This window comes from Streptomyces bicolor, assembly GCF_000719285.1.
GTDB lineage: Bacteria > Actinomycetota > Actinomycetes > Streptomycetales > Streptomycetaceae > Streptomyces > Streptomyces bicolor.
Genome location: NZ_JOFS01000010.1, coordinates 22,797 through 47,373, shown reverse-complemented (window position 1 = coordinate 47,373; position 24,577 = coordinate 22,797). Strand labels below are relative to the sequence as shown.

The 24,577-nt window shown below is 71.5% G+C and carries 20 protein-coding genes; 13 read left to right on the top strand and 7 right to left on the bottom strand.

Annotated features, from left to right (window positions below; all coding sequences use genetic code 11):
• The first annotated feature begins 26 nt into the window (after nt 1-26).
• Complete coding sequence (locus IF78_RS50670) at nt 27-1,118, top strand: S1 RNA-binding domain-containing protein (protein WP_078662463.1); 1,092 nt, start codon at nt 27-29, stop codon at nt 1,116-1,118.
• A gap of 43 nt (nt 1,119-1,161) precedes the next feature.
• Here IF78_RS50670 and IF78_RS0115685 read toward each other — a convergent pair whose 3' ends face one another.
• The 3 genes from IF78_RS0115685 to IF78_RS0115675 all read right to left on the bottom strand — a co-directional run bounded on the left by IF78_RS0115685 (nt 1,162) and on the right by IF78_RS0115675 (nt 5,711).
• On the bottom strand, nt 1,162-2,385 hold the full coding sequence (locus tag IF78_RS0115685; protein WP_234439695.1) for an acyltransferase family protein: 1,224 nt from the start codon (nt 2,383-2,385) through the stop codon (nt 1,162-1,164).
• Between the two features lie 32 nt (nt 2,386-2,417).
• The gene (locus IF78_RS0115680; RefSeq protein WP_078662461.1) at nt 2,418-4,817 is read right to left on the bottom strand and encodes a glycosyltransferase; all 2,400 of its coding nucleotides are present in this window, start codon (nt 4,815-4,817) and stop codon (nt 2,418-2,420) included.
• A 186-nt stretch (nt 4,818-5,003) separates the two neighbouring features.
• Nucleotides 5,004-5,711, bottom strand: a complete 708-nt coding sequence (locus IF78_RS0115675) for a FadR/GntR family transcriptional regulator (protein WP_031476105.1) — start codon at nt 5,709-5,711, stop codon at nt 5,004-5,006.
• A 214-nt stretch (nt 5,712-5,925) separates the two neighbouring features.
• Here IF78_RS0115675 and IF78_RS0115670 point away from each other — a divergent pair, with 214 nt between their 5' ends.
• The 5 genes from IF78_RS0115670 to IF78_RS0115640 all read left to right on the top strand — a co-directional run bounded on the left by IF78_RS0115670 (nt 5,926) and on the right by IF78_RS0115640 (nt 12,329).
• The gene (locus IF78_RS0115670) at nt 5,926-7,314 is read left to right on the top strand and encodes an SLC13 family permease (protein WP_031476103.1); all 1,389 of its coding nucleotides are present in this window, start codon (nt 5,926-5,928) and stop codon (nt 7,312-7,314) included.
• A 52-nt stretch (nt 7,315-7,366) separates the two neighbouring features.
• Nucleotides 7,367-8,812: an acyl-CoA synthetase gene (locus IF78_RS0115665; RefSeq protein ID WP_031476101.1), complete on the top strand. Its 1,446-nt coding sequence runs from the start codon at nt 7,367-7,369 to the stop codon at nt 8,810-8,812.
• Nucleotides 8,805-10,160 carry a carboxyl transferase domain-containing protein gene (locus IF78_RS0115660; protein WP_031476099.1) on the top strand — a complete coding sequence of 452 codons (1,356 nt, stop codon included), beginning with the start codon at nt 8,805-8,807 and terminating at the stop codon, nt 10,158-10,160. The genes IF78_RS0115665 and IF78_RS0115660 overlap by 8 nt, the downstream gene beginning before the upstream one ends.
• Before the next feature lie 296 nt (nt 10,161-10,456).
• Nucleotides 10,457-11,518, top strand: coding sequence for a rod shape-determining protein (mreB, locus tag IF78_RS0115655; protein ID WP_031476097.1), 1,062 nt, complete (start codon nt 10,457-10,459; stop codon nt 11,516-11,518).
• Nucleotides 11,519-12,032: 514 nt separating this feature from the next.
• Nucleotides 12,033-12,329, top strand: coding sequence for a DUF1876 domain-containing protein (locus IF78_RS0115640; protein ID WP_031476093.1), 297 nt, complete (start codon nt 12,033-12,035; stop codon nt 12,327-12,329).
• 35 nt (nt 12,330-12,364) lie between these two features.
• Here the strand turns inward: IF78_RS0115640 and IF78_RS0115635 are convergent, their stop codons facing one another.
• Nucleotides 12,365-13,048, bottom strand: a complete 684-nt coding sequence (locus IF78_RS0115635; protein ID WP_031476091.1) for a response regulator — start codon at nt 13,046-13,048, stop codon at nt 12,365-12,367.
• Between the two features lie 13 nt (nt 13,049-13,061).
• Complete coding sequence (locus IF78_RS0115630; RefSeq protein ID WP_078662459.1) at nt 13,062-14,768, bottom strand: sensor histidine kinase; 1,707 nt, start codon at nt 14,766-14,768, stop codon at nt 13,062-13,064.
• A 97-nt stretch (nt 14,769-14,865) separates the two neighbouring features.
• On the opposite strand from IF78_RS0115630, the gene IF78_RS0115625 reads away from it, so the two are divergent.
• From IF78_RS0115625 to IF78_RS0115595, 7 genes are all read left to right on the top strand, one after another.
• Nucleotides 14,866-15,876 (top strand): Bug family tripartite tricarboxylate transporter substrate binding protein, encoded by a 1,011-nt coding sequence (locus IF78_RS0115625; protein ID WP_031476087.1) that lies wholly within the window; start codon nt 14,866-14,868, stop codon nt 15,874-15,876.
• Complete coding sequence (locus tag IF78_RS0115620) at nt 15,873-16,409, top strand: tripartite tricarboxylate transporter TctB family protein (RefSeq protein WP_031476085.1); 537 nt, start codon at nt 15,873-15,875, stop codon at nt 16,407-16,409. The genes IF78_RS0115625 and IF78_RS0115620 overlap by 4 nt, the downstream gene beginning before the upstream one ends.
• Before the next feature lie 7 nt (nt 16,410-16,416).
• Nucleotides 16,417-17,919 carry a tripartite tricarboxylate transporter permease gene (locus IF78_RS0115615; protein ID WP_031476083.1) on the top strand — a complete coding sequence of 501 codons (1,503 nt, stop codon included), beginning with the start codon at nt 16,417-16,419 and terminating at the stop codon, nt 17,917-17,919.
• Nucleotides 17,920-17,945: 26 nt separating this feature from the next.
• Nucleotides 17,946-18,341 carry a universal stress protein gene (locus IF78_RS0115610; RefSeq protein WP_031476081.1) on the top strand — a complete coding sequence of 132 codons (396 nt, stop codon included), beginning with the start codon at nt 17,946-17,948 and terminating at the stop codon, nt 18,339-18,341.
• A gap of 2 nt (nt 18,342-18,343) precedes the next feature.
• On the top strand, nt 18,344-19,498 hold the full coding sequence (locus IF78_RS0115605; RefSeq protein ID WP_031476079.1) for a DUF475 domain-containing protein: 1,155 nt from the start codon (nt 18,344-18,346) through the stop codon (nt 19,496-19,498).
• Between the two features lie 167 nt (nt 19,499-19,665).
• Nucleotides 19,666-21,438 (top strand): VanW family protein, encoded by a 1,773-nt coding sequence (locus IF78_RS0115600; RefSeq protein ID WP_051827908.1) that lies wholly within the window; start codon nt 19,666-19,668, stop codon nt 21,436-21,438.
• 147 nt (nt 21,439-21,585) lie between these two features.
• A complete protein-coding gene (locus IF78_RS0115595; RefSeq protein WP_031476075.1) occupies nt 21,586-22,662 on the top strand; it encodes a hypothetical protein in 1,077 nt (358 codons plus the stop codon).
• A 23-nt stretch (nt 22,663-22,685) separates the two neighbouring features.
• Here IF78_RS0115595 and IF78_RS0115590 read toward each other — a convergent pair whose 3' ends face one another.
• Both IF78_RS0115590 and IF78_RS0115585 read right to left on the bottom strand, forming a co-directional pair.
• Nucleotides 22,686-23,201: a YbaK/EbsC family protein gene (locus tag IF78_RS0115590; RefSeq protein WP_031476073.1), complete on the bottom strand. Its 516-nt coding sequence runs from the start codon at nt 23,199-23,201 to the stop codon at nt 22,686-22,688.
• Complete coding sequence (locus IF78_RS0115585; protein WP_031476072.1) at nt 23,201-24,544, bottom strand: glutathionylspermidine synthase family protein; 1,344 nt, start codon at nt 24,542-24,544, stop codon at nt 23,201-23,203. Before IF78_RS0115585 ends, IF78_RS0115590 begins: the two co-directional genes overlap by 1 nt.
• Nucleotides 24,545-24,577 lie beyond the last annotated feature (33 nt).

Sequence of the window (24,577 nt, the reverse complement as noted above, 5' to 3'; positions counted from 1 at the left end):
AGGGTTCGTACGGCAGGATCGGCGGCATGTCGATCTCCGGAACGGACGCGTACGCCAAGGAAGTTCACCTCCCTCCGCTCGTCGAGCGAGCCCTCGCCGCGGCCCGCGCCCACGGCTTCGCCCACTCCCGCCGCCCGGAACAGGGCCGTCTGCTGTACGCCCTGGCGGGCGGTGCCGGCACGCTGATCGGCGAGACGGGCACGGGCTGCGGAGTGGGGCTGGCCTGGCTCGCGGCGGGCGCCGGGGTGGGCGTACGGCTCGTCGGCGTGGAGCGGGATCCGGAGCGCGCCCGGGTCGCCGCCGAGGTGTTCGCCGACCGGCCCGAGGTGGAGGTGCTGTGCGGCGACTGGCGGCGGATCGAGGAGCGGGGGCCGTACGACCTGCTCGTGCTGAACGGGGGTGGTAGCGCCAAGACCGAGGACGACAGCCCCGCCGATCCGGCCCGGCTCCTGGCCCCGGCCGGCCGGATGGTCATCGACGACTTCGCCCCTGCCGCCGACTGGCCGCCGCTGCACGAGGGGGCCGTGGACCGGGCCCGGCTGCACTGGCTGCGGCATTCCGCGCTGGAGACCATCGAGATCCCGCTCGCCAGGGACCTCGCCACGCTGGTGGCCACCAGGCGCCGGATCGCCGGAGCCGAGACGTCGTGGCGGGGCTTCGAGCAGGGACAGGTCGTGCGGGGAATCGTCAGCCGCATCGAGAGCTTCGGGGTGTTCGTGGACCTCGACGGCACCGAGGGCTTCATCACCGCCCCCGAACTCTCGCGGCACCACATCGACTCCTTCGACGAGGTGGTCCACGTCGGTCAGGAGATCAACGCCGAGGTGCTCGCCTTCGAACTGTTCCGGCCGCAGGTACGGCTGTCGCTCGCGGCCCTCGCCCCGGACCCGCTGGCGGAGTTCGCGCGGAACGGAGGATTGGGCCGGGTCGTGCGCGGCCAGGTGACCAAGGTGGTCCCGTTCGGCGTGTTCGTACGGGTCGCCGAGGGCGTCGAGGGGCTGGTGCACTGCGACCTGCTCGGCGACTCGGGGTGGCCCGACGCCGGTGACGAGATGTCCGTCGAGGTCATCGACATCAATCTCCGACTGCGCCGGGTCGCCCTGACGCCGCTGCTCTGACCCGGAGGGGGCAGGCAGCGGCGCAGAAAGGTCGCCGAGCGGATCAACGCACCGCAGGCTCAGACTCCCGCCGCGGCTCCGGCTCCGGCGTCGGCGTCTGCTCCGGATAGAACTCCCGAGGCCGCCCCTTCTTGTCCCGCAGCCCCACCAGCAAACTCCCCGGATACTCCACCACCCAGTAGCTCACCGTCGCCACCAGCACCCCACCCGCGACCACGAACAGCACCGCCAGCGGGAACCCCTCCTGGGAACGGGGCAGGGCGCCGCTGTCGTACAGGAGCAACATCAGCGGCTCGTGCCAGATGTAGAGGCTGTAGCTGACCAGGCCCACGCCCGTCAGCCACCCCGAGCGCAGCAGGGCGTGCCAGCGAGGGCGGGCCGCCCCGCGGACGTGGAGGGTGGCGTAGAGGAGGGCGAACCAGAGGACGGCGGCGAGGGGGTGGTAGTAGGTGTGCCAGGTGTTCTCCGGGGCGGAGAAGTACGACAACGCGTACAGGCCCGCCACCGCGGTCACCGCCACCACCGTCGCCCGACTCGCACCGACCCGACCCCTCTCGCCCAGCGCCACCAGCAGCACCGCCAGCAACATCCCCGCCGCGAAGCCGCCGAGACGGGCCTGGGGGCCGAAGTACACGGGCCAGTTGGTGTGCGGGATGCCGAGCGCGTGGTGGGCGACGGCGATCCAGGCGAGCGGGGCCAGGTAGAGCGCCGCGCAGCCCGTCGCGCACAGGGCCACGCGGGCGCGGCGGGTGTGCAGGCGGCGGCAGGCACGGATCGCCAGGGGGCCCACGGCGACCAGGGTGAAGTAGAACGCGATCTCCAGGGAGAGCGACCAGGTCGGGCCCAGCGTGTAGAAGATGCGCTGCTGGTCGAAGACGTGCGTGAACGTGAGGTGTTCCAGCAGGTCGCGCCAGTCGCCGGGGAGGGACGGGTTGCGCAGGGACCAGACAACGAGGACCGCGAGGAAGTAGAGCGGGAGGATGCGTGTCGCCCGGCGGAAGAGGAAGTCCCTCGCCGGGCGGGTCCGGTCCTCGCCGTCGATCGCGGCCCGGGCGTAGGAGAGCGTCAGCAGGTACGCCGACATGACGAAGAACAGGTCGATGACCTCCAGGGAGATCAGCGCCCCGAGGTAGGGATTGTCGATCGGCGGGTGGGCGCCCTGTGCGTCGTACACGTAGTACTGCTGCCAGACGTGGAAGACGACCGTGCTGAGGGCGGCCAGGCCCCGGAAGCCTTGGAGTTCGAGCCGGCGGGTGCCGCTGCTCATTCCTGCCCCACTGCTCATTCCTGCCCCACTGCTCATTCCTGCCCCACCGCCTTCGCCGCCGCCGTGCGGGGTGTGACCCGCCAGCGGCGGTCTCCCAGCAGTTCCTTGAGGTGCGACTGGCGGGCGACGATGTTCTTGAAGTGGGTGTAGAAGACGGTCGACACCAGTGCGTGGCGCCAGAACCAGCCCCGTTTGCGGCGCAGTTCGGGCAGGGCGAGCCGGCCCGCGAACGCCGTCTGTACCAGGCCGGCCGAGAGCGTGAAGGCGAAGGCGAGCAGGCAGGCCGGGGTGGCCCAGTCGATACGGTCCGCGCCGCCCGCGCGGATCGCCGAGTGGAGCAGGATCGGCAGGATCTGGAGCGACAGCCACGGCTGCACCTCGCGCCAGCCCAACAGGACCACGAGGCCCGCTTTCTGACGTGGTGTGAAGGACGCCGACCGCAGTGCCTGCCCCAGGTGCCGCAGCGACACCTGAAGCCAGCCCTGTGCCCACCGTGATCGCTGGTTCCACAGGGGTTTGAGGCGGGTGGGCGCCAGCTCCCGGGAGATCAGCGTCCGGTCGGTGGCGATGCGCGCGCCCTCCCGCAACGCGCGTAGCGTCGAGTCGATGTCCTCCGTCAGCATCGAGCCGTGCATCCGGGTGCGGGCCAGGAGGTCGGTGCGCCAGAAGCCGTTGGAGCCGCCGAAGATGCCGAAGCCGTACAGCCGGGTCCGGCCGGGGTGGCTGACGGCGTAGATCGCCTCGAACTCGGCGGCCACCTGGCGGGCCACCCAGGAGCTTTCGCCGTTGCGGATCACGCAGTGGCCCTGGACGACGTCGTAGCCGTTCGACAGCCAGTCCCAGGCGTGGCGGAAGGCGTCCTGCGCCGGGTGGTGGTCGGCGTCGAAGATGCCGACGAACTCGCCGCGCACGCGCGTGACGGCGGCGTTGATGTTCTGTGCCTTGGAAGTGCTGCCGGGCACCGGGAGCAGCACCAACCGCCGGTCGCGGCGGGCGATTTCGCGCAGGGTGTCCTCGACCGGCAGCGCGTGGGGTGTGTTGTAGGCGAGGACGATCTCCAGGTCGTTCGGGTAGTCGAGGCGCAGGAAGGACTCCACCGTGTCGACGATCGTCGCGGCCTCGTTCGGCAGGTACGCCGCGATGACCGCGCTCGCCGGTGGGTACGGCTGGGCGGGCGCGGCGGGCCGGGTGGGCGCGTCGAGCGAGAAGAGGCATTCGAGGAGGATCAGTGTGGCGGAGAGGACGAGTCCGGCCACCACGGCCCAGTACACCGCCGACGCGATGTCCCAGCCGAGCGCCGCGTACGTCTGCTCGTACAGCGCGAACGGCACGCCCACGCCGATCAGCAGCGCGAGCAGCGGGGAGAGGGCGAGGAGGAGGGGGCGTACGACCTTCCTCGCGCGGCGGCGCGGGGCGGCGGCCGCCCGCATCCACGGCTCGTAGCGGACGGGCCGCAGGTCGCGGTGGCGCAGCGCCTCGGCGACGGCGTCGACCGCCCGCTCGACCGCGCGGCCGTCGGGGGCGTCCTCGGCGTCCGCGAGGGGGAGCCAGCCGACGGCCGGGGTCAGCCGGACGTTCTCGTCGGCGACGACGAACCGGGTGCCGGCCACCGCGGTGGCGAATTCCGTCAGTGCGCGCCGGGCCGTCTCCTCGTCGACGCCGGGCATGAGGACGAGCAGCCGCCCCTCCTCGTCCCGGCCGAGCCGGTCGCTGCCGGCGCCGAGCCGCTCGGCGACACCGGCGAGACGTTCGGCGACCTCACGGCGCACCCGCGCCCCGAACCGTTCCTCGAGCGCGTCCGCCTCGGCCACCGCGACCACCGCGAGGACGCCTTCGCGGCGGCCGGGGCGGCTGCCGGGGCGGCGCAGTTCGCGGTCGAGTTCAGCGCGGAAGTGGGGTGCGGAGTAGAGGCCGGTGCGGGGGTCCTGGGGCAGCCGGTCGACGGGGACCGGGACACGGTGGCGCTTGGCGTCGATCCGGGCCGACAGTTCGACCGGGTCGGCGGCCTCGGGCAGACAGTCGTCGGCTCCGCTGCGCAACAGCCGTGCGACACCGGCGGGTTCACGGTCGGCGGTGAGCATGACCAGGGGCAGGACCTGGCCCTGGGGTGCGGTGCGTATCTCCCGTACGACGGCTACGGCCTGCTCCAGGCCTCCGTGGCCGTCGAGGGCGACGATCGCGTCGGGCGGGGTCCGCTGGACACTGGGGCCCACTTCGCCCGGGGCGGCGTGGGTGACCGCGTAGCCCGTGGATTCGAGGGTGCGGGTGAGCTTTTCGCGTCGGGGGCCGGGGGCGCCGACCGCGAGGACGTGGCCTTGGAGTAACCCGTCGTGGTCTTGTGGTGATCCGTCGTGGCCTTGTGACGGCCCGTCGGCCGGTGGGCAGGCGGGAGTGTTCCGGGGCGCGGGTGCGCGCCTCAGTTCGGTGTGCATGTATGTGGGTCCAATCCTGTTCGGATGTGGGGGGGAGGACCTTTTGTCGGTACGTAGCCTCGCCTGGTGCTGTGACACCACACCTGCGCCGTTGTAAAACCTTGATTGCCGTTACGTGTCCATACCAAGGAAATGGGGGAATCGCGTGACCGAGTGTGAGAACAGCGGTCAGCGTGGAACCGGCGGCTAGCGTTCTCCGTCCGGCTCCCAGTCCAGCAACCGCACCTTCGCCACCGTACGGACGTGGCGGCGCATCGCGGCGGCCGCCTGAGCGGGGCGGCCCGCCTCGATCGCGTCGAGGATGGCCTGGTGCTGGGCGAGGGAGCGGGCGGGGCGGTGGGGCTGGCGGAGGGACTCGGTGCGGCTCTCGGCGATCTGGCCGGCGATCGAGCGCATGAACTCGGCGAGGATGCTGCTGTGCGCGGCGGCGGTGACGGCGGCGTGGAAGAGGCGGTCGCCCTCGACGCCGTGGCCGCCCTCCTCGATCTCCTTGGCCATGTGTGCGAGCGCCGACCGCATCGCCGCGAGGTCGTCGTCCGTGCGGCGCTCCGCGGCCAGTTCGGCGAGCTTCGTCTCCAGGGCCTCCCGTGCCTCCAGGACGTCCGGGAGGCGCCGGCGACGCTCCACCATCCGCTCCACCGGCTCCACATCGAGGCTGTCCCGCACGAGGTACGTGCCGCCCCCGTGCCGCACCTCCACCAGGCCCTGCACCTCCAGGACCACGATCGCCTGCTTCACGGAGGCCCGGCTGACCCCCAGCCGCTGGGCCAGGTCACGCTCGGTCGGGAGCCGGTCCCCGGCGCCGAGGCCGCCCTCGGCGACGTAGGCGCGCAGCCGGTCGAGCACCTGCTCGTAGAGGCGCTGCTTGGTCATGGGGCGCAGGGCGTCGGTCACGGGGTCCCCCTCTCGCCGGGAGCGTAACACCGGGGTGACCAGTGGCCGAGTGGCTCAGCCAATTCATGCGTGACCCCTTGACGTCCCCCCGCCATGCGCCCACGCTAACCAGCCAGCAGCGCGAATTGGCTCAGCCACTTGGCCACTGCCGGTCCGCCAGGCAAGAGAAAGCCGTATCCTCCAACCGCTCCGGGACCCAGAGACGGGAGCCCGTATGTCCCCCGAACTCATCTCGATCCTCGTCCTCGTCGTGGTGTTCGTCATCGCCACGACCCGCTCGATCAACATGGGCGCGCTCGCCTTCGCCGCCGCCTTCGGGGTCGGCACCCTTGTCGCCGACCTCGACGCGGACGGCATCTTCGCCGGCTTTCCCGGCGATCTGTTCGTCGTCCTCGTCGGCGTCACGTACCTCTTCGCGATCGCCCGCGCCAACGGCACCACCGACTGGCTGGTGCACGCCTCCATCCGGCTGGTCCGGGGCCGGGTGGCGCTCATCCCCTGGGTGATGTTCGCCCTCACCGGCGCGCTCACCGCGATCGGCGCGGTGAGCCCGGCCGCCGTGGCGATCGTCGCGCCGATCGCGCTGAGCTTCGCCGCCCGCTACGGGATCAGCCCGCTGCTGATGGGCGCGATGGTCGTGCACGGCGCGCAGGGCGGCGGCTTCTCACCGATCAGCATCTACGGCTCGATCGTCAACGGCATCGTGGAGCGGGAGAAGCTGCCGGGGAACGAGGTCGCGTTGTTCCTCGCGTCCCTGATCGTCAACATCGTCATCGCGGCCGTCGTCTTCGTCGCGTGCGGGGGCCTCAGGCTGTGGAGGGAGGGCGCCGGAGACGCACCCAAGGGGCGCGGGGCTGCAATTGATTTGCGGCTACCGCCGCGTGGGCGCGACCAGCCACAACGGGGCGGCACAGGGGCGACAACAGACCCCGGCACCCACCCCTCCCCCACGAGCACCACAACCGTCACCCGCGAAGCCACCCCCGCCCCCGACGACACCCTCCCCCTCACCCCACCCCGCCTCGCCACCCTCCTCTCCCTGATCGCCCTCGTCATCGCCGTCCTCGCCTTCGACCTGGACGCGGGCCTGACCGCGATCACCCTCGCCGTCATCCTCAGCGCCGTCTGGCCGGACGACAGCCGCAAGGCCGTCGGCGAGATCGCCTGGCCGACGGTTCTGCTGATCTGCGGTGTGCTGACGTACGTCGGCGTGCTGGACGAGATGGGCACCATCACCTGGGCCGGCGAGGGCGTCGGCGGCATCGGCGTACCGCTGCTGGCGGCAGTGCTGCTCTGCTACATCGGCGCGATCGTCTCCGCGTTCGCCTCGTCCGTCGGCATCATGGGCGCGCTCATCCCGCTCGCCGTGCCGTTCCTGGCGCAGGGCGAGATCGGGGCGGTCGGCATGGTGGCGGCGCTCGCGGTGTCGGCGACGGTCGTGGACGTGAGCCCGTTCTCGACGAACGGCGCGCTGGTACTGGCCGCCGCGCCGGACGTCGACCGTGAGCGTTTCTTCCGGCAGCTGATGGTGTACGGAGGGATCGTGGTGGCCGTGGTGCCCGCGGTGGTGTGGCTGGTGATGGTCGTGCCGGGCTGGGGGTAGGCCGGCATACGACAGCAGCCGGTGTCCGACAGACAGTTAAGGAGTACGACGCGTGTCCTCTCTCTTCCCGGCCCTGACGGGCGCCCCGGCCGACCGGCCCGCCCTGCGGTTCGGCGACCGCTCCCTGACGTACGGCGAGCTCGGCGCCGCCGCCGGTGCCCTCGCGGCCCGGATCGACGGGGCGGGCAGAGTGGCCGTCTGGGCCACTCCCGCGCTGGAGACCGCCGTGGCGGTGGTGGCGGCGCTGGAGGCCGGGGTCGCCGCCGTGCCGCTCAACCCGAAGTCCGGGGAGAAGGAGCTCGGGCACATCCTGTCCGACTGTGCGCCGTCGGTGGTGCTGGCCGCCGCGGGGGACGAACTGCCCGCTCCGCTGGGCGACTTGGAGCGCATCGACGTCGACGTGCACGGCGCCGGCCCGCTCCCCGGCCCCCGGCCGTCCCACGAGGACCCCGCCCTGATCGTCTACACCTCCGGCACCACCGGCCCGCCCAAGGGCGCCGTCATCCCGCGCCGGGCGATCGCCGCCACCCTGGACGCGCTCGCGGACGCCTGGCAGTGGACCGCCGACGACGTCCTCGTCCACGGCCTGCCCCTGTTCCACGTCCACGGCCTCGTCCTCGGCATCCTGGGCCCGCTGCGGCGCGGCGGATCCGTGCGGCACCTGGGCCGGTTCGGCACGGAGGGCGTGGCACGGGAGCTGAACGAGGGCGCGACCATGGTGTTCGGTGTGCCGACGATGTACCACCGCATCGCCCAGGCCCTCCCCGCCGAGCCGGAGTTGGCGAAGGCGCTGGGCAGGGCCCGCCTGCTCGTCTCGGGCTCGGCCGCGCTCCCCGTGCACGACCACGAGCGGATCACGGCCGCGACCGGACAGCGGGTCGTCGAGCGGTACGGCATGACGGAGACGCTGATGAACACCAGCGTCCGCGCGGACGGCGAGGCCAGGGCCGGGACCGTAGGTGTGCCGCTGCCGGGCGTGGAGCTGCGGCTCGTGGAGGAGGACGGGACGCCGATCACGTCGTACGACGGCGAGACGGTGGGCGAGATCCAGGTGCGCGGCCCGAACCTGTTCACGGAGTACCTCAACCGCCCCGACGCGACGACCGCCGCCTTCACGGCGGACGGCTGGTTCCGCACGGGCGACATGGCGGTGCGCGATCCCGACGGGTACGTCCGTATCGTCGGCCGCAAGGCCACCGACCTGATCAAGAGCGGGGGTTACAAGATCGGGGCGGGTGAGATCGAGAACGCGCTCCTCGAACACCCCGGGGTGCGGGAGGCGGCCGTCACCGGGGAGCCGGACGCGGACCTGGGCGAGCGGATCGTGGCGTGGGTGGTCCCTGAGAACCCCCAATCCCCGCCCACGGCCGACGAGTTGGCGGACCACGTGGCCCGCCGTCTCGCCCCGCACAAGCGCCCGCGGGTGGTCCACCACCTCTCCGCGCTCCCCCGCAACGACATGGGGAAGATCATGAAGCGGGCCCTGCGCCATGACTGAGCGGCGGACCGCCCGGGAGGCCGTGGCCCTGGTGACCGGGGACTTCGCCGAACTGCCGTACCCGGCGCGGGACTCCGCCCCCGACGGCCCCCTCGCCTGGCAGGGCTACGACGCCTCGCGCGCCCGCGCCACCGGACGCACCGGCGAGGAGGAGTCGGTGGTCTGCGGCACCGGCACCGTCGAGGGCACGCGGGCGGTCCTGATCGCGTTCGAGTTCGGCTTCCTGGGCGGCTCGCTGGGCGAACGCACCGGTGACCGGCTGGAGACGGCGTACACCTACGCCCGCGCCCGCCGCCTCCCGGTGGTCTCCCTGGTCGCGACGGGCGGCAGCCGCATGCAGGAGGGCATGCTCGCCCTGACCCAACTCCAGCGTGTGGCACGGCAGTCCATACTGACGCGCGAGGCCGGTCTCCCCCAGATCGCGGTCCTGCGTGACCCGACCACGGGCGGCGGCTGGGCCACCCTCGGCGCGGGCGCCGACGTGACCCTCGCCCTGCCCGGCGCCCAGGTCGGCTTCGCGGGCTCCCGGGTCCGCCCACCCGACGCGGACCCGGCGGCGTACACGGCGGAGGCACAGCTGGCGGCGGGGGCGGTGGACGCGGTGGTCCGCCCGGAGGAGCTGCGCCACTGCCTCGGCCGCTGGCTCCGCCTCCTCACCACCCCGTCCACGGAACCGGCCCCACCGCCACGCCCCCTCGGCGCCACCGGCCTGCCCGCCACCGGCTGGGACGCGGTGCGGCGGGCCCGCTCGCCCCGACGGCCGCGCGCGGATGCGTACCTGTCGGCCTACTTCACGCACCGCGTCACCCTCAACGGCGACCGCTGCGGCGGCGCCGACCCCGACGGCATCCTCTGCGGCTTCGGCGAGCACGAGGGCCGTACGGTGGCCTACGCCGCCCATACCGGCACCGCGACCCGCCCCGCCGGGTACCGCACGGCCACCCGCCTGCTCCGCCTCGCGGACCGCCTGGGCATCCCGGCCCTGACCCTGGTGGACACCCCCGGCGCCGCGAACGACGCGGAGGCGGAACGGCAGGCCGTGGGCGCCGCGATCGCGGACCTGTTCGGCGCGGTGGCCGCCGCCCGGGTGCCGATCACGACGCTGCTGATCGGGGAGGGCGGCTCGGGCGGCGCGCTGGCGCTCGCGGCACCCGGCGACACCTGGGCCACGCCGGACAGCTACTTCTCGGTGATCGGGCCGGAGATGGCGGCGGCGATCCTCAAACGGGGGCCGGAGGAGGTCGAGGCGACTGCTGATCAGCTGCGGATTCGGCCGCAGGACCTGGTCGAGCTGGGGGTGATCCGGGGCATCGTCGGCGACCGGAGCGGCAGCGAACCCGGGACCTGACGTCGCGGCGGCCTGCCGCACGTTCCGTCTGCCCGGCCACCTCGCCCTCGCCATACTCGAAGCCGTCCACTCCCGGCGGCCCGACACACCGTCTGACTCCCCCTCAGCGACAAACCCCCCATTCAGCCGCACCCCACCCGGCCCCCTCCAAAAGGCGCATCCCACTGGGCCGACCGCACGATCGATGTCAAGGAGGCCCACCATGAGTCGGCCCCGCGAACACGACCCACGTCACCCCAAGCGAGGCCCGCCACCCACCCGGCGGACCCATGGTCTGCGTTATCGGGAGGACCCCCATGACCGCCACGCTGGAGCAGCTGCGCCGCTGCCACTTCGCCGTCGACCTGGGGGCCGCCAGGACCCGCGTCTATGTGAAGGGCTCCGGACTCGTCGTCGACCAGCCCTCCGCCGCCGCCATAAACACCCGCACCGGCGCCCTCATCGCGGTCGGCGAGCTCGCGGAGCGGATGACCGGGCGTACCCCGCACTACATCCGCGTCGTACGGCCCGTCTCCGGCGGCACCGTCGTCGACATCGAGATGGCCCAGCGGATGCTGCGGCACCTGCTCGGCGACAAGATGCGCCGCACACTGCGCCGCAAGCCCTTCCTGCGCGCCGCGGCCTGCACCCCGCACGACGCCGACCCGCTCGCCCAGCGCGCCGCGATCGAGACCCTCGTCGGCCTGGGGGCCCGGCGCGTCGAACTCGTCGACACCCTCATCGCCGCCGCCGTGGGCTGCGGGCTGCCCGTGGAGCAGCCCGAGGCCAGCATGATCATGGCGTGCGGGGCGGCGGCGACCGAGGTGGCCGTGATCTCCCTCGGCGCGATCGTCACCGCCGAACGCGTCCGCGTCGGCGGCGAGGCCGTCGACCACGCGATCGTGCAGCACCTGCGGCATGCGCACGAGCTCATGCTGCCCAGCCAGAACGTACGGCCGCTGCAGCTCGCCCTCTCAGGCAACGGGCTCACGCCCCACGGCCCCAAGTCCACCGAGATCCACGGCCGCGACATCTGCACCGGTCTCGCCCGCAGCGTCAAGGTCGACACCGCCGCCGTGCGGGACGCCATCCAGACCCCGCTCACCGCGGTCCTCGACAGCATCGGCAAGGTCCTGCGCGACTGCCCGCCCGACCTGGTCGCCGACCTCGCCGACCGGGGGATCATGATGGTCGGCGGCAGCGCGCTGCTCCCCGGCTTCGACCAGATGCTGCGGCAGGCCACCGGCATGCCCGTGCACATCGCCGAGCGACCCGACGTCTGCGCCGTACAGGGCCTGGGCACCATGCTGGAGGGCAAGATCGAACCAATGGAGCTGGCCCCGGCCGACCCAGCCGACCCGGCCGACCCGGCCGACTGAGCGCCGGGCAGTGTCGGCTTACGACACCGAGGCACCGGGCACGACCGGCTCACGGCACTGAGCGCCGGGCACGGCCCCGCTCACGACCCGACGTCGTCCTCGACGACCAGTAGGCGCATGCCCTCACGCTACGTCCGCGAGGGCGGCCCGGTCCGGTGTCAGTACGGCAGGATCCGGCCCGAGGGGGTGCGCCGGTCGATCTCGCCCCTGGTGTCGCGGGGGGCCGCGGGCCTGCGGGTGACACGAACACGGACGTGGGCCTGGCGGTTCATGGCGCCCTCCTCGTTCTCTGGCTCGGGTCCGTTGCGACCAGCGTGCTCTCCGCAACCTTTCGGCACATCGTGCCCACGGAGGCTCTTGTCATGCCTCCGCGGTGGGAGCGGATGAGCGCCGGGGTACTTCCCCGGGAGGACGGCGCCCCCGATTCGCGTCACCGTCGACTCGCGCTGGACCGGGCCCGGGAACAGGCGCACGCTCTTCAGTAGGGTTCCCGACCCCTACGGAAGTGATCTCGATGGAAGACAAGAACTGGACCGTCCGGATCCACATCACCGAGGACGGCGACGACACCCGTGCAGAGGCCGTGCTGACCACGGAGAACACGCCTCAGGACATGCTGACCGTCACCGGACGAGGCATCGCCCACCGCAACCCGATCGACCGGCCCATCCCCGAGATCGGCGACGAACTCGCCGCCAGCCGCGCCCTGGAGGACCTGGCGATCAGGCTGCACGACATCGCGTCGGACGACATCGTGGAGCTGGCCGGTCCGGTCGACCGGGGTGGCAGCCGGTCGTGGGAGAGGCCTTAGGTGTGCCGTCCGGCGGATCACGCCGGCGACGCGGGCTACTGGGCGTCCACCCAGCTGTACCGCCGCTCCGGCCGTCCCGCCTGCCCGTACCGCAGTGAGACCTCGGCCTGCCCGGTGACGCTGAAGTGCTCCAGGTACCGGCGGGCGCTGACCCGGGACACCCCGAGGCGGGCCGCGCACTCGGCGGCGGAGAGGCTGCCGTCGGTCGCGCGCAGCTCGCGCTCGATCAGCTCGGCGGTCTCCACGCTCATGCCCTTGGGGAGCGTGGTCGCCGTGGCGGCCGGGGCCGCGCCGCGGGCCAGCGCCCGGTCCACGTCGGACTGGCCGCTGACCACCGCGGTGTAGAGGTTGCTGCGCCGGGCCGCGTACTGCTCCAGGCGCGCCCTCAGGTCCCCCGCGTCGAAGGGCTTGAGCAGGTAGTCGACGACGCCCTGGCGTACCGCGCCGCGGACCGCGTCCGACTCGCGCGCCGCGCTGATCACCATGACGTCGCAGTCGTGGCCTGCGGTCCGCAGCCGGGGGATGATCTCCAGCCCGAACATGTCGGGCAGGTAGAGGTCGAGCAGGACCAGGTCGGGTTGCAGCTCGGCGACGGCGGTGAGCGCCTGCTCGCCACAGTTCGCCGTGCCGACCACCTGGAACCCGTCGACGTCGTTGACGAATCCGCGGTGGATCCGCGCCACCATGAAGTCGTCCTCCACGATCAGCACATCGATCATCGGACTCCCTCCGTCATCTGACCCCCTCCGTGGCTCGTTCGGCCGGTCGGCCGACGGACATCCGGGCGGTGAACATGGCGCCCGCCCGCGTGTTGGTCACCGACACCTCACCGCCCCGGCGTTTGCACACCAGCCGGGTCAGCGCCAGGCCGATCCCCCGGTCGCCGCCCTGCGCGGCCTTCGTGGTGAACCCGTGCGAGAACACCTCCTGCGCCAGCTCGGGAGCCACCCCCGGCCCCGAGTCCCGTACGACGATCTCCACGCTGGAGGCGTCCTGGCGCAGCTCGACCTCCACCCAGGCGCCGTCCCCCTCCGGGGAACCGCTCTCTTGGGAACCGATCTCTCTGGACCCGCTCGCGGCCGCGTCCACCGCGTTGTCCACGAGGTTGCCGAGCACAGTCGCCACATCCGCGGAATCGGTCGGCTCGAGCCGCTCCAGCGCCGTGCGCTCGGAGATCTTCAGCCGCACCTTGCGTTCCGCGGCGAGCGCCGACTTGGCCATGAGCAGCGCGGCGACGGCCCGGTCGCGGACCCGGCTGGTGAGGTGCAGGTCGAGCGACTCGCGGTGTTTGCGCAGGGCGCGTACGTAGCGTACGACCTCGTCGTGCTCGCCGATCTGGATGAGCCCGGAGATGGTGTGCAACTGGTTGGAGAACTCATGGGCCTGGGCGCGCAGCAGCTCGGTGGTGCTGCGGAAGGAGCCCAACTCCCGTTCCAGCTGGGCGAGTTCGGTGCGGTCGCGCAGGGTCGTCACGGAGCCGAGGCGGCGGCCGTCCTTGGTGACGTCCATGCGGTTCATGACCAGGACGCGGCCGCGGCGTACGACGACCTCGTCACGGCGTTCGGCGCCGGCCTCGTCATCCGCGCTCCCGGCCAGGACGTCGTACAGCCGCCCCTCGATCCCCAGGTCGGCGAGGCTCATGCCGACGCAGTTCTCGGGCAGGTCGAGCAGCTTGCGCCCGACCGCGTTCACCAGCGTGAGCCGCTGCTGCGGGTCGAGGGCCACCACTCCCTCGGCGATCCCGAACAGCATCGCCTCCCGGTGTTCGGCGAGCCCGGCGATCTCGCGGGGCTCCATGCCGAAGGTCTGCCGTTTGATCCGCCGGGCCAGCAGCCAGGAACCGGCCACGCCGAGGACGCTGGCGACGCCGAGGTAGACGAGCAGATAGGACGAGGCGCCGACCAGCCGTTGCCAGACCGAGGGCGAGGCACGCCCGATCATCACGGTGCCGAGGTGGTCCCCGGCGTTCTTGTTCTCCGCCCCCAGCACGGGCGCCTGTGCCACCAGCTCGGTCACGCCGTTCACCGGCAGCTCACCGGACCAGCCCCGCCCCGCGGCGATCTGCGGACCGTCGGACGGCATCCGCGTCCCGACCAGCGTGGGGTTGGTCGAGGCGACGATCTTGCCGTCGGCGTTCGCGACCGTGGCGGAGGTGACGCCGGACCTGGTCAGCGTGGACTGGAGCAGCGGCGCGAGCATCTCGGCGGGAGCGGGGCGCACGAGCTGGGTGCGCACGAGGGGGTTGCCCGCCATCTCCTCGGCGAGCGCGGTGACCCGTCGCCCCTCGACCCGGTCGAAGGTCGACTGCGACTGTGCCAGCGAGACCGCGGCCACGGCGACAAGCACGATCACGACAATGGCGAGCTGCCATCTCAGCAGCTCACCGGCGAGCGTGTGGCGGCGCTGCTTACGCGACGGTGACCGTGACGTTATGACCACTATGAACTCAACCTTCAATGGTCACACAACCGAGACGGGGTGTCTCAGGAACCGCACAATCATGGCGCCGGAACGGGCCGAGCGAAAGAGATGAGCCATGAGAACTCGACGAGCCGCACTTGTCGGAGCTCTTGCCGCCGTGTCGATGATCGCGGTGAGCGCCTGCGGTGCCACCGCCGACAAAGAGGAGTCCGGAAGCGGAGGCGGGTCCGACAAGCCCGTCACCGGCCTCCGGCTGATGGTCCCCAACACCCCGGGCAGCGGTTACGACCTCACCGCCCGCACCGTCACCCAGGTCATGCAGGACACCAAGGTCGCCTCCGGCGTCCAGGTGTTCAACCTGCCCGGCGCCAGCGGCACCGTGGGCCTGCAGCGCCTGGTGAACGAGAAGGGCAACGGCAAGATGGCCATGCAGATGGGCCTCGGTGTCGTCGGAGCCTCGTACACCTCCAAGTCCAAGGCGACGCTGACCGACACCACGCCGATCGCCAAGCTGATCGAGGAGGCCGGCGCGATCGTCGTGCCGAAGGACTCCCCGTACAAGACGATGGACGACCTCGTCACGGCCTGGAAGAAGGACCCCAAGAAATTCGCGGTCGGCGGCGGATCGTCGCCGGGCGGCCCCGACCACCTGCTGCCGATGCAGCTGGCGAAGGCCGTCGGCATCAAGCCGAAGGACGTCAACTACGTCTCCTACGACGGCGGCGGCGAGCTGCTCCCGGCCATCCTCGGCAACAAGATCGCGTTCGGTGCGAGCGGCTTCGGTGAGTTCCTCGACCAGGTCGAGGCGGGCCAGGTGCGGGTGCTCGCGGTCAGCAGCGAGAAGCCGATCGACGCGCTGAAGGACGTCCCCACTCTCAAGGACTCCGACATCGACCTGGTCTTCACCAACTGGCGCGGCATCGTGGCCCCTCCCGGCATCACCGACGAGCAGAAGCAGACCTGGATCGACTCGCTGACCAGGATGCACGACTCGGACGAGTGGAAGGCGCAGCTGGAGAAGAACGGCTGGGTCGACGCCTTCGCCACCGGTGACGAGTTCGCCGGCTACCTGACCGAGCAGGACAAGGCGGTCGCCGACCTGCTGACCGAGCTCGGGCTGGCATGAGCTCGCAGACAGAGGACCGGACCGTGGAGGACTCCCGTCCGGGCCGGGAGGGCGGGGACCGCGCGCAGTACGGCGTGTGCGTGTTCCTCGCCCTGCTGGGCACCGCCGTGATCGTGGACGCCCTCGGCATCCCGCACATCACCAGCGGCACCGACCCGGTCGGGCCGCGCGCGGTCCCGCTGATCCTGGGCGCGCTCCTGGTGCTGCTCGCCGTGCTGTACGCCGTCGACGTGGCCCGGGGCGGCCGCGGTGAGCCGGAGGCCGGCGAGGACGTCGACCTGTCGAGCGGCAGCGACTGGCGCACGGTCGTGCTGCTGATCGCGGTGTTCCTGGCGAACGCGCTGCTCATCGAGCGGCTCGGCTGGGTGATCAGCGGCGGCCTGCTCTTCTGGGGCACGGCGTTCGCGCTCGGCAACCGCCACTACATCCGCAACCTGCTGATCTCCGCGACGCTCTCCCTGACGACGTTCTACGCGTTCGCGATCGGCCTCGGCGTGAACCTCCCCGCCGGCGTCCTGCAAGGAATCCTGTGAGGCCCTGATGGACAACCTGAACAACCTCATGCAGGGCTTCGCGGACGTCATGGACCCGATGAACCTGCTGCTCGCCCTCATCGGCGTCGTCATCGGCACCGCGGTGGGCGTCCTGCCGGGGATCGGCCCGGCGATGACGGTGGCCCTGCTGCTGCCGGTGACGTACGGCATGGAGCCGGTGCAGGCGTTCATCATGTTCGCCGGCATCTTCTACGGCGGCATGTACGGCGGCTCGACGACGTCGATCCTCCTCAACACCCCCGGCGAGTCCTCGTCCGTGGTCACGGCCATCGAGGGCAACAAGATGGCGAAGGCGGGCCGCGCGGCCCAGGCCCTCGCGACGGCGGCGATCGGCTCGTTCGTGGCGGGCACCATCGGCACCCTGCTGCTGGTCCTGATCACGCCGTTCGTCGTCGACTTCGCGGTGAGCCTCGGCGCCCCCGACTACTTCGCGCTGATGCTGCTGGCGTTCATCGCGGTGACGTCGGTGCTGGGCTCGTCCCGCATCCGGGGCTTCATATCCCTGCTCCTGGGCCTCACGATCGGCCTCGTCGGCATCGACTCGGTGTCCGGCCAGCAGCGACTCACCCTGGGCATACCGCAGCTGGCCGACGGCATCGACGTCGTCGTGGTCGCCGTCGGCATCTTCGCCGTCGGTGAGGCGCTGTGGGTGGCCGCGCATCTGCGGCGCAAGCCGGCCGAGGTGATCCCGGTCGGGCGCCCGTGGATGGGCAGGAAGGACTGGAAGCGGTCCTGGAAGCCCTGGCTGCGCGGGACGGCATACGGCTTCCCGTTCGGCGCGCTGCCGGCCGGCGGCGCGGAGATCCCGACCTTCCTGTCGTACGCCACCGAGAAGCGGCTGACCAAGCACCCCGAGGAGTTCGGCAAGGGCGCCATCGAGGGCGTGGCGGGCCCGGAGGCCGCGAACAACGCGTCGGCCGCGGGCACCCTGGTGCCGATGCTGGCGATCGGCCTGCCGACAAACGCCACGGCGGCCGTGATGCTGGCGGCCTTCCAGTCGTACGGCATCCAGCCCGGACCGCTGCTGTTCGAACGCGAGGCGAGCCTGGTCTGGGTCCTGATCGCCAGCCTCTTCATCGGCAACCTGCTGCTGTTGCTGCTGAACCTCCCGCTGGCCCCGGCCTGGGCGAAGCTGCTGCAGATCCCGCGGCCGTACCTCTACGCGGGCATCCTGTTCTTCGCCTCCATGGGCGCCTACGCCGTCAACGCCCAGCCCCTGGACCTGTTCATCCTGCTCACCCTGGGCCTCCTCGGCTTCGCCATGCGCCGCTTCGGGCTGCCGGTGCTGCCGCTGATCGTCGGCGTGATCCTGGGCCCGCGCGCGGAGCTGCAGGGCCGGCGCTCCCTCCAGCTGTCCGGCGGCGAGCTGTCGGGGCTGCTGGGCGGGCCGGTGTCGTACACGGTGTACGCGGTGATCGCGCTGGTCCTGGTGTGGCCGTTGATCGGCCGGTTCGTCGTACGTCCGCTGCGCGCGCGAAGCGCCGCCTGAGGCATCCGAGACATCTGGAGATCGAGATGACCATTCTGGTCGGCTACGTCCCCTCCCCCGAGGGCGAGGCGGCCCTGCGCGCGGCGGTCGACGAGGCCCGTCGGCGCGACGAGAAGCTGCTGGTGGTGAACACCTCCCGGGGCGACGCGATCGTGGACCCGCGTTTCGCCCAGGAGCCCGACCTGACCCACGTCCGCGAGGACCTCGCGGACGTGGGCGTCGACTTCGACATCCGTCAGGTGCTCGGCGCCCGCGACGCCGCCGAGGAGATCATCGACCTCGCGGAGCAGACGGACGCGTCCCTGGTCGTGATCGGTCTGCGGCGGCGCAGCGCGGTCGGCAAGCTGATCATGGGCTCGGCGGCCCAGCAGATCCTGCTGGGCGTGGGCTGCCCGGTCCTCGCCGTGAAGGCGGAGGGCTGACGATGGTGCTGCGAACCTTCGGCTGGTCGTTCGCCGTCACGGCGCTCGGCCTGGCCTTCGCCGCGTGGCAGTGGGGCTGGGAGGCCTTCGGGATCGTCCTGATCCTGTCGGTCCTGGAGATCTCGCTGTCCTTCGACAACGCGGTCGTCAACGCCGGGATCCTGAAGAAGATGAACGCCTTCTGGCAGAAGATCTTCCTCACGGTCGGCATCCTGATCGCGGTGTTCGCCATGCGGCTGATCTTCCCGGTGGCGATCGTCGCCATCAGCGCCCAGGTCGGCCCCTTCGAGGCGGTCCACCTCGCCCTCGACGAACCCGAGCGCTACGAGGACCTGGTCACCGACGCCCATCCGGCGATCGCGGCCTTCGGTGGCATGTTCCTGCTGATGATCTTCCTGGACTTCATCCTGGAGGACCGCGACATCAAGTGGCTGGCCTGGCTGGAGCGCCCGCTCGCGAAGCTCGGCAGGATCGACATGCTGTCGGTCTGCGTGGCCCTCGTCGCCCTGCTGGTCACGGCGATGACCTTCGCCACCCACGCCCACGTCAGCACGGGCCACGCGGACAAGACCGCCACCGTCCTGCTCTCCGGCGTCGCCGGTCTGATGACCTATCTCGTGGTCGGCGGCCTCTCCGGCTATTTCGAGGACAAGCTCGAAGACGAGGAGGAACACGAACACGAGGAGGAGGAGAAGGCCAGGGCCGAAGGCAGGCCGGTCTCTGCGGTCGCCCTGGCCGGCAAGGCCGCGTTCTTCCTCTTCCTCTACCTGGAGGTCCTGGACGCGTCCTTCTCCTTCGACGGCGTGATCGGCGCCTTCGCCATCACCAACCACATCTTCTGGATGGCCCTCGGCCTCGGCATCGGCGCGATGTACGTTCGGTCGCTGACCGTGTACCTCGTGCGCCAGGGCACCCTCGACGACTACGTCTACCTGGAGCACGGCGCCCACTACGCCATCGGTGCCCTCGCCGGCATCCTGCTGGTCACCATCCAGCACCAGATCAGCGAGATCATCACCGGCCTGATCGGCGTCGTCCTGATCGCCGCGTCCTTCGTCGCCTCCGTCCGCCGCAACAAGTCACTGGCGGCGCCCGAGGGGGCCGAGGTGACGCCGGAGGGTAAGGGCGAGAAGGCGGAGGTGCCGTCAGGGGCGTGACGGGCCGAGGGGGCTCCCGGGCGGTGACACGCGACGTGATCTGAAACATACGTGGTCTGCGACATAGGCGTTTTCGCCCGATTATGGCTAGCTGGATGTGCTTGCCTCGCGCACAGCGGCGCGTCATCGGACGCGCCGTCCCAGCCGATCATCCGCCCGGGAGACCCATGCGCCTGCGCGTACCCCCCTTTCCGCGAAATGCCTCAGCCCCCCGTATCGCCGCCATTCCGCCCCTCGCCCTGGCCGGCGGCGCGCTGACCGTCGGAGTCGGCGGCCTGTACGTCGCCGGGCTGCTGCTCGCGGGTGGGGACATAGACGCCGGCACCTCCGTGCGCGGTGTCGACATCGGGGGCCTCAGCCGGGCGGAGGCCATCCGGAAACTGGAGGACCGGCTGGACCCGGCCGCCTCCCGGGAGCTGACCGTGACGGTCGGTGACCGCAAGGGTACGGTCGACCCGAAGCAGGTGGGCATCACCTTCGACTACGCGAAGACGGTGGACCACGCGGCCCGCACCCACGACGCCGACCCGTTCACCGTGATCGGCGGGCTCTTCCGCTCCGGCGGTGCCGTCGAACCGGTCGTACGCGTCGACGAGGACAAGGCCCACTCCGCCCTGACGAAGCTGGCGAAGTCACTCGACCGGAAGGTCCGCGACGGCGCCGTCACCTTCGCGGACGGCCTGGTCCGCCAGGTCACCCCGCACAACGGCTACGCCCTCGACACCGACGCGGCCGTCGCCCCCCTGCGCACCGCCTTCCTGAACGGCGAGGCCGACGTCACCGCCCTGCCCGCCCGCGAGACCAAGCCGAAGGTCACGGCGGCGGAAGTGCGGCGCGCCGTGCGCGAGTTCGCCCAGCCCGCCATGTCGGCCCCGGTCATGCTCACCGCGGCCGGCGAGCGGTTCAGCCTCGGCCCGGTGGTCCTCGGCGAGTATCTGACGATGCGGCCGGACAAGGACGGCAAGCTCACTCCACACCTGGACGCCAAGGGACTGCGCGCCGCGCCCGCGGTCACCGAGCCCCTGGCCGACCTGTCCGCCAGGCCGCGGAACGCCACGCTGAGCCTGGAGGGCGGCCGGGTCGTGGCGGCCGACGACGCCAGGGCCGGCGTACTGGTCACCGACAAGGCGCTGGGCAAGGCGGTGCTGCCGCTGCTCACCAAGTCGGGGTCCGCCCGCGCCGGTGAGGTCGCCGCGCGTGTGACACAGCCTCAGGTGACCGCCGAGAACGCCGAACGGCTGGGCCTGACGGAGGAGATGTCCTCCTTCACCGTCAACTTCGAGCCGGCGCCGTACCGCACGAGGAACATCGGCCGGGCCGTGGAGCTGATCAACGGCTCCGTCGTGCTGCCGGACAACACCTGGAGCTTCAACCGAACGGTCGGCGAGCGCACCGAGGCCAACGGCTTCACCGAGGGCGTCATGATCCTCAACGACGAGTTCAGGAAGGCGCCCGGCGGCGGTGTCTCGGCGGTGGCGACGACCATGTTCAACGCGATGTTCTTCGCCGGGGTCAAGCCCGTGGAGTACGGCGCCCACTCCTTCTACATCGAGCGCTACCCGGAGGGCCGCGAGGCCACGGTCGCCTGGGGCAGCCTGGACCTGAAATTCAGGAATGACTCGGGCCGGGCCATCTACATCCAGGCCGAGTCCACCGACACCTCGGTGACCGTCACCTTCCTGGGCACCAAGAAGTACGACGAGATCGAGTCGGTCACGGGTGAGCGCACCAACGTCAAGGAGCCGGAGAAGAAGGTCAGCACCGACAAGAAGTGCGTGCCGCAGACTCCGCTGGAGGGCTTCGACGTCACCGTGCAGCGGGTGTTCGTCCAGGACGGCGAAGAGGTGAAGCGGGAGCCGTTCCGCACCCACTACACGCCGCGGGACGAGATCGTCTGCGAGACTCCGCGGCCGAGCGGTGAGCGTCCGGCGACCCGGTGACCGCGCGCCGAGACCGGGACAGCAGATGACGGCAGCCGACACGCCGTATGGCGAACGATCGAAATGCCTTGTGCGGGGCCGGTCAGCCACGTAGAAAAAGGGACGCTCCACAGACTCTCCACATCAGCGGAAGGGATGTCGATCAGATTGCGAGCGTCAGGCCTGCCGAGGCTCGGCCCCGATGGCAGGGCGATCTACGAGCTGGCCCTGACCGGTCCCGGCGTGCTGCCCTCCGCGCTGCCCGGACAACTGGACCGCGAACCCGCCGTGATCGAGAGTGCGCTCGCCGACCTCCAGGCGCTGGGCCTGTTGTGCCCGGGCGACGACGAGACCGGGATGCTCACGGCCGTCAGCCCCGACAGTGCCGCCGCGCAGACGCTGTTCCCGAGGGAGCAGGCGGTGAGCGAACAGCTGAGCGAGATCGCCGAGGCCCGCGCCGAGATGGAGCGGCTGCGACCGCTGTACGCCGCCGCGCGTGCCAAGTGGCTGCAGAACAGCGCGATCGAGATACTGCCGAGCCTGCGCTCCGTGCGGAGCGTGCTCAGCGAGCTGGGCGCGGCCTGCACCAGCGAGATGCTCACCTCGCAGCCCGGCGGCGGCCGCCCCACCCCGGTGCTCGAGGAGGCGATCGCCCGGGACGAGGCGATGCTCCGCCGGGGGGTCCGGGTCCGTACGCTCTACCAGCACACGGCGCGCTACAACCAGCCGACCGTCGCCTACGTCGAGCGGGTCGCCCGGCTCGGCGCCGAGGTGCGCACGCTCAGCGACGGGTTCCCGCGCCTGATCGTCTTCGACCGGCAGGCCGCCGTGATCACGCTGCACGGGCGTCCCCTGGGCGGGGTGCTGGTGCACGACCAGAGCATCGTGGACTTCGCTGTCGCCTCCTTCGAGCGGGCCTGGCCGAGCGCCACCCCCTTCACCGCCGAGTACCAGAAGGAGCAGGTGCACGCCCTGTCGACGGAGGTGAAGCAGGACATCACCCGGCTGCTGGTGTCCGGCCTCGACGACCGGGCCATCGCCCGCCGACTGGGCATGGGCCTGCGCAGCTGCCAGCGCCATATAGCCGAGATCATGGAGCAGTTGGGCGCGCGCAGCCGCTTGCACGCCGGCTATCTGATCGGCCGGGCCGGGCTGCTCGACGTCGCGGACCCCGAGGGCACCGAGCCGGCGGTCGCGGGCACCCCGCCCGCGGTGTTCGACACCGAGGGGCTCGCCGAGAGGTGACGGGCGGGGCGCTCGCAGCACACCTAGGCCACCGTGGGCACGGGCGCGTCGGCCACCGGTTCTATCCGGGGGTCGGCCAGTTTGACGTAGTCCCCGGTCCGCAGGGCCACCGACCGGTCCAGGCGGGCCGCGTTGAAGAAGATCTCCTCGTGGTCCAGCAGGTCCGGGTCGACGAGGAGGTCCAGCCCGGGGTCGAAGCTGAACGGCATGATCGAGCCGCTGACGCTGCCCGCGAGGCGCTCGGCGACGTCCCGTGCCGCGAAGGCCGCGTCCGTGCCGTCGTAGAGACCGCGCACCCGCTCGAGGTCGGCCCGGCGGTCGCCGGGCACCACGGTCAACACGTAGCGGCGGTGCTTCTTGCCGAGTCCGACCCGGATGACCAGGCACTTGGCGGCCTGCTCCAGCCGGTGGCCGCGTAGTCGGGACGCGAGGTCGGTGCGTCCCTCGGGGGCGTGGTGGATGAGACGGTAGCGCGCTTCGGAGCCGTCCAGGAGGGTGATCAGCCGGCTGTACGCGTCCTCGGTCACCGTCCGGCTCATCAGGCGTCCGCGGTACGCGCGTGGAAGACGGTGCCGGTCGACGCCCCGGTGCCGAGGTTGATGACGTCCACGCGGGAGTCCGTGCGGGTCGCCCGGACGAAGACGCCGCCGCTGACGGTGGCGGTGGTGAACACGCCCCACACCGGCGTCCACGGCACCAGGGTGCCGTCCTCGTCGGCGCAGTGCTCCGGGACGGGGTGGATGCGCCGTTGCAGGACGTACGGGCCGTCGACGGCGTCCCGCACCCGCGCGGCCCACTCCTCGGACGTCAGGCCCTCCTGCCAGCCGAGCAGCACCGCCTTGCCGCCGTGTCCCAGGGTCGCCTTCAGCACCAGGTCCTCCTGGTGCTCGACGGCGTGGGTGAGGAGGTCGACGCGGCTGCCGTCCTCCAGGGTGACCTCGCCCTCGCGTACGGTCCTGGTCCAGGGCAGGATCCGGTCCAGCGCGGCCAGTTCCTCCGGGCCGAACAGATGGCGGTTGGCCTCGTCGGAGAGCATCGCCAAGGCCGCCTTGCAGCCGAACAGTTCGGCGTCCATCGGCGTGAAGATCTTCACCTCGCCGCGCTCGGCGGCGTCCAGGACCGGGTCCATCAGCGCCACCGCGTCGGGCGCCGACGCGACGTCCTCCAGCATGAACAGCCGGTTGACGACGTCCACCCGGTGCTCGCCGAGCCAGAGGCCGCCGTCACGGGCCTCCAACTCGCCGATGTGGCACGCGTGCGCGTCGACGCCGAGCGTGCTCCAGTGCTCGGCGACCGCCCGCATGTACGGCGCGAGCGACTCGTAGCTCTCGGGCCAGTCGGTGATCGCGACCACCGGTCGGGTGCCGGGCTCGATCCCGCACTCCAGGCGGATCGTGTCGAGGTGGGCCCGCATGGTGTCGACGTGGTCCAGGTCGTGCTCCTCGACGAACTCCTTCATCCGCGCGTCGTTGAGGAGAGCGCGGTTGATGTGGACCATGTCCGAACCGCCGATGGCGCTGCCCATGTTGTACTCGAGCAGCCGGAACCCGCCCGCGTCCGCGTACAGGTCGGAACGGCTGAACCGGGTCACGCTGGTGCCCCGTCCGCGCAGCACGCAGCGGATCTGGTCGTCGTTCATGCCGAGTGCGCGGGCGAACGCCGCGAGATCGCCGTCGAACAGCCGGTCGGGCAGGCTGATCAGGGCGCTGCGCAGCACGTCCAGGTCGGCGAGCAGCCGCCGGCGTTCGTCCGCCTCGATGAAGAGCGGGCGGGTCAGCAGGCAACCCCGGTAGAAGATCCGCACCAGCTCCGACTGCGGATCCACCGGGACCGGCGTGGGCACGGCCTTGAGGAACTGCGCGGTGAGCGCGTTGCGAGCCACGTGAATACCCTTCGAGGATTGAGTGTCGGCCAA

Coding starts and splice junctions, on each gene's coding strand:
- IF78_RS50670 (WP_078662463.1), top strand. CDS start 27: ATGTCGATCTCCGGAACGGACGCGTACGCCAAGGAAGTTCACCTCCCT.
- IF78_RS0115685 (WP_234439695.1), bottom strand. CDS start 2,385: ATGAGCAGCGGCACCCGCCGGCTCGAACTCCAAGGCTTCCGGGGCCTG.
- IF78_RS0115680 (WP_078662461.1), bottom strand. CDS start 4,817: ATGCACACCGAACTGAGGCGCGCACCCGCGCCCCGGAACACTCCCGCC.
- IF78_RS0115670 (WP_031476103.1), top strand. CDS start 5,926: ATGTCCCCCGAACTCATCTCGATCCTCGTCCTCGTCGTGGTGTTCGTC.
- IF78_RS0115660 (WP_031476099.1), top strand. CDS start 8,805: ATGACTGAGCGGCGGACCGCCCGGGAGGCCGTGGCCCTGGTGACCGGG.
- mreB (WP_031476097.1), top strand. CDS start 10,457: ATGACCGCCACGCTGGAGCAGCTGCGCCGCTGCCACTTCGCCGTCGAC.
- IF78_RS0115640 (WP_031476093.1), top strand. CDS start 12,033: ATGGAAGACAAGAACTGGACCGTCCGGATCCACATCACCGAGGACGGC.
- IF78_RS0115635 (WP_031476091.1), bottom strand. CDS start 13,048: ATGATCGATGTGCTGATCGTGGAGGACGACTTCATGGTGGCGCGGATC.
- IF78_RS0115625 (WP_031476087.1), top strand. CDS start 14,866: ATGAGAACTCGACGAGCCGCACTTGTCGGAGCTCTTGCCGCCGTGTCG.
- IF78_RS0115620 (WP_031476085.1), top strand. CDS start 15,873: ATGAGCTCGCAGACAGAGGACCGGACCGTGGAGGACTCCCGTCCGGGC.
- IF78_RS0115615 (WP_031476083.1), top strand. CDS start 16,417: ATGGACAACCTGAACAACCTCATGCAGGGCTTCGCGGACGTCATGGAC.
- IF78_RS0115610 (WP_031476081.1), top strand. CDS start 17,946: ATGACCATTCTGGTCGGCTACGTCCCCTCCCCCGAGGGCGAGGCGGCC.
- IF78_RS0115605 (WP_031476079.1), top strand. CDS start 18,344: ATGGTGCTGCGAACCTTCGGCTGGTCGTTCGCCGTCACGGCGCTCGGC.
- IF78_RS0115600 (WP_051827908.1), top strand. CDS start 19,666: ATGCGCCTGCGCGTACCCCCCTTTCCGCGAAATGCCTCAGCCCCCCGT.
- IF78_RS0115590 (WP_031476073.1), bottom strand. CDS start 23,201: ATGAGCCGGACGGTGACCGAGGACGCGTACAGCCGGCTGATCACCCTC.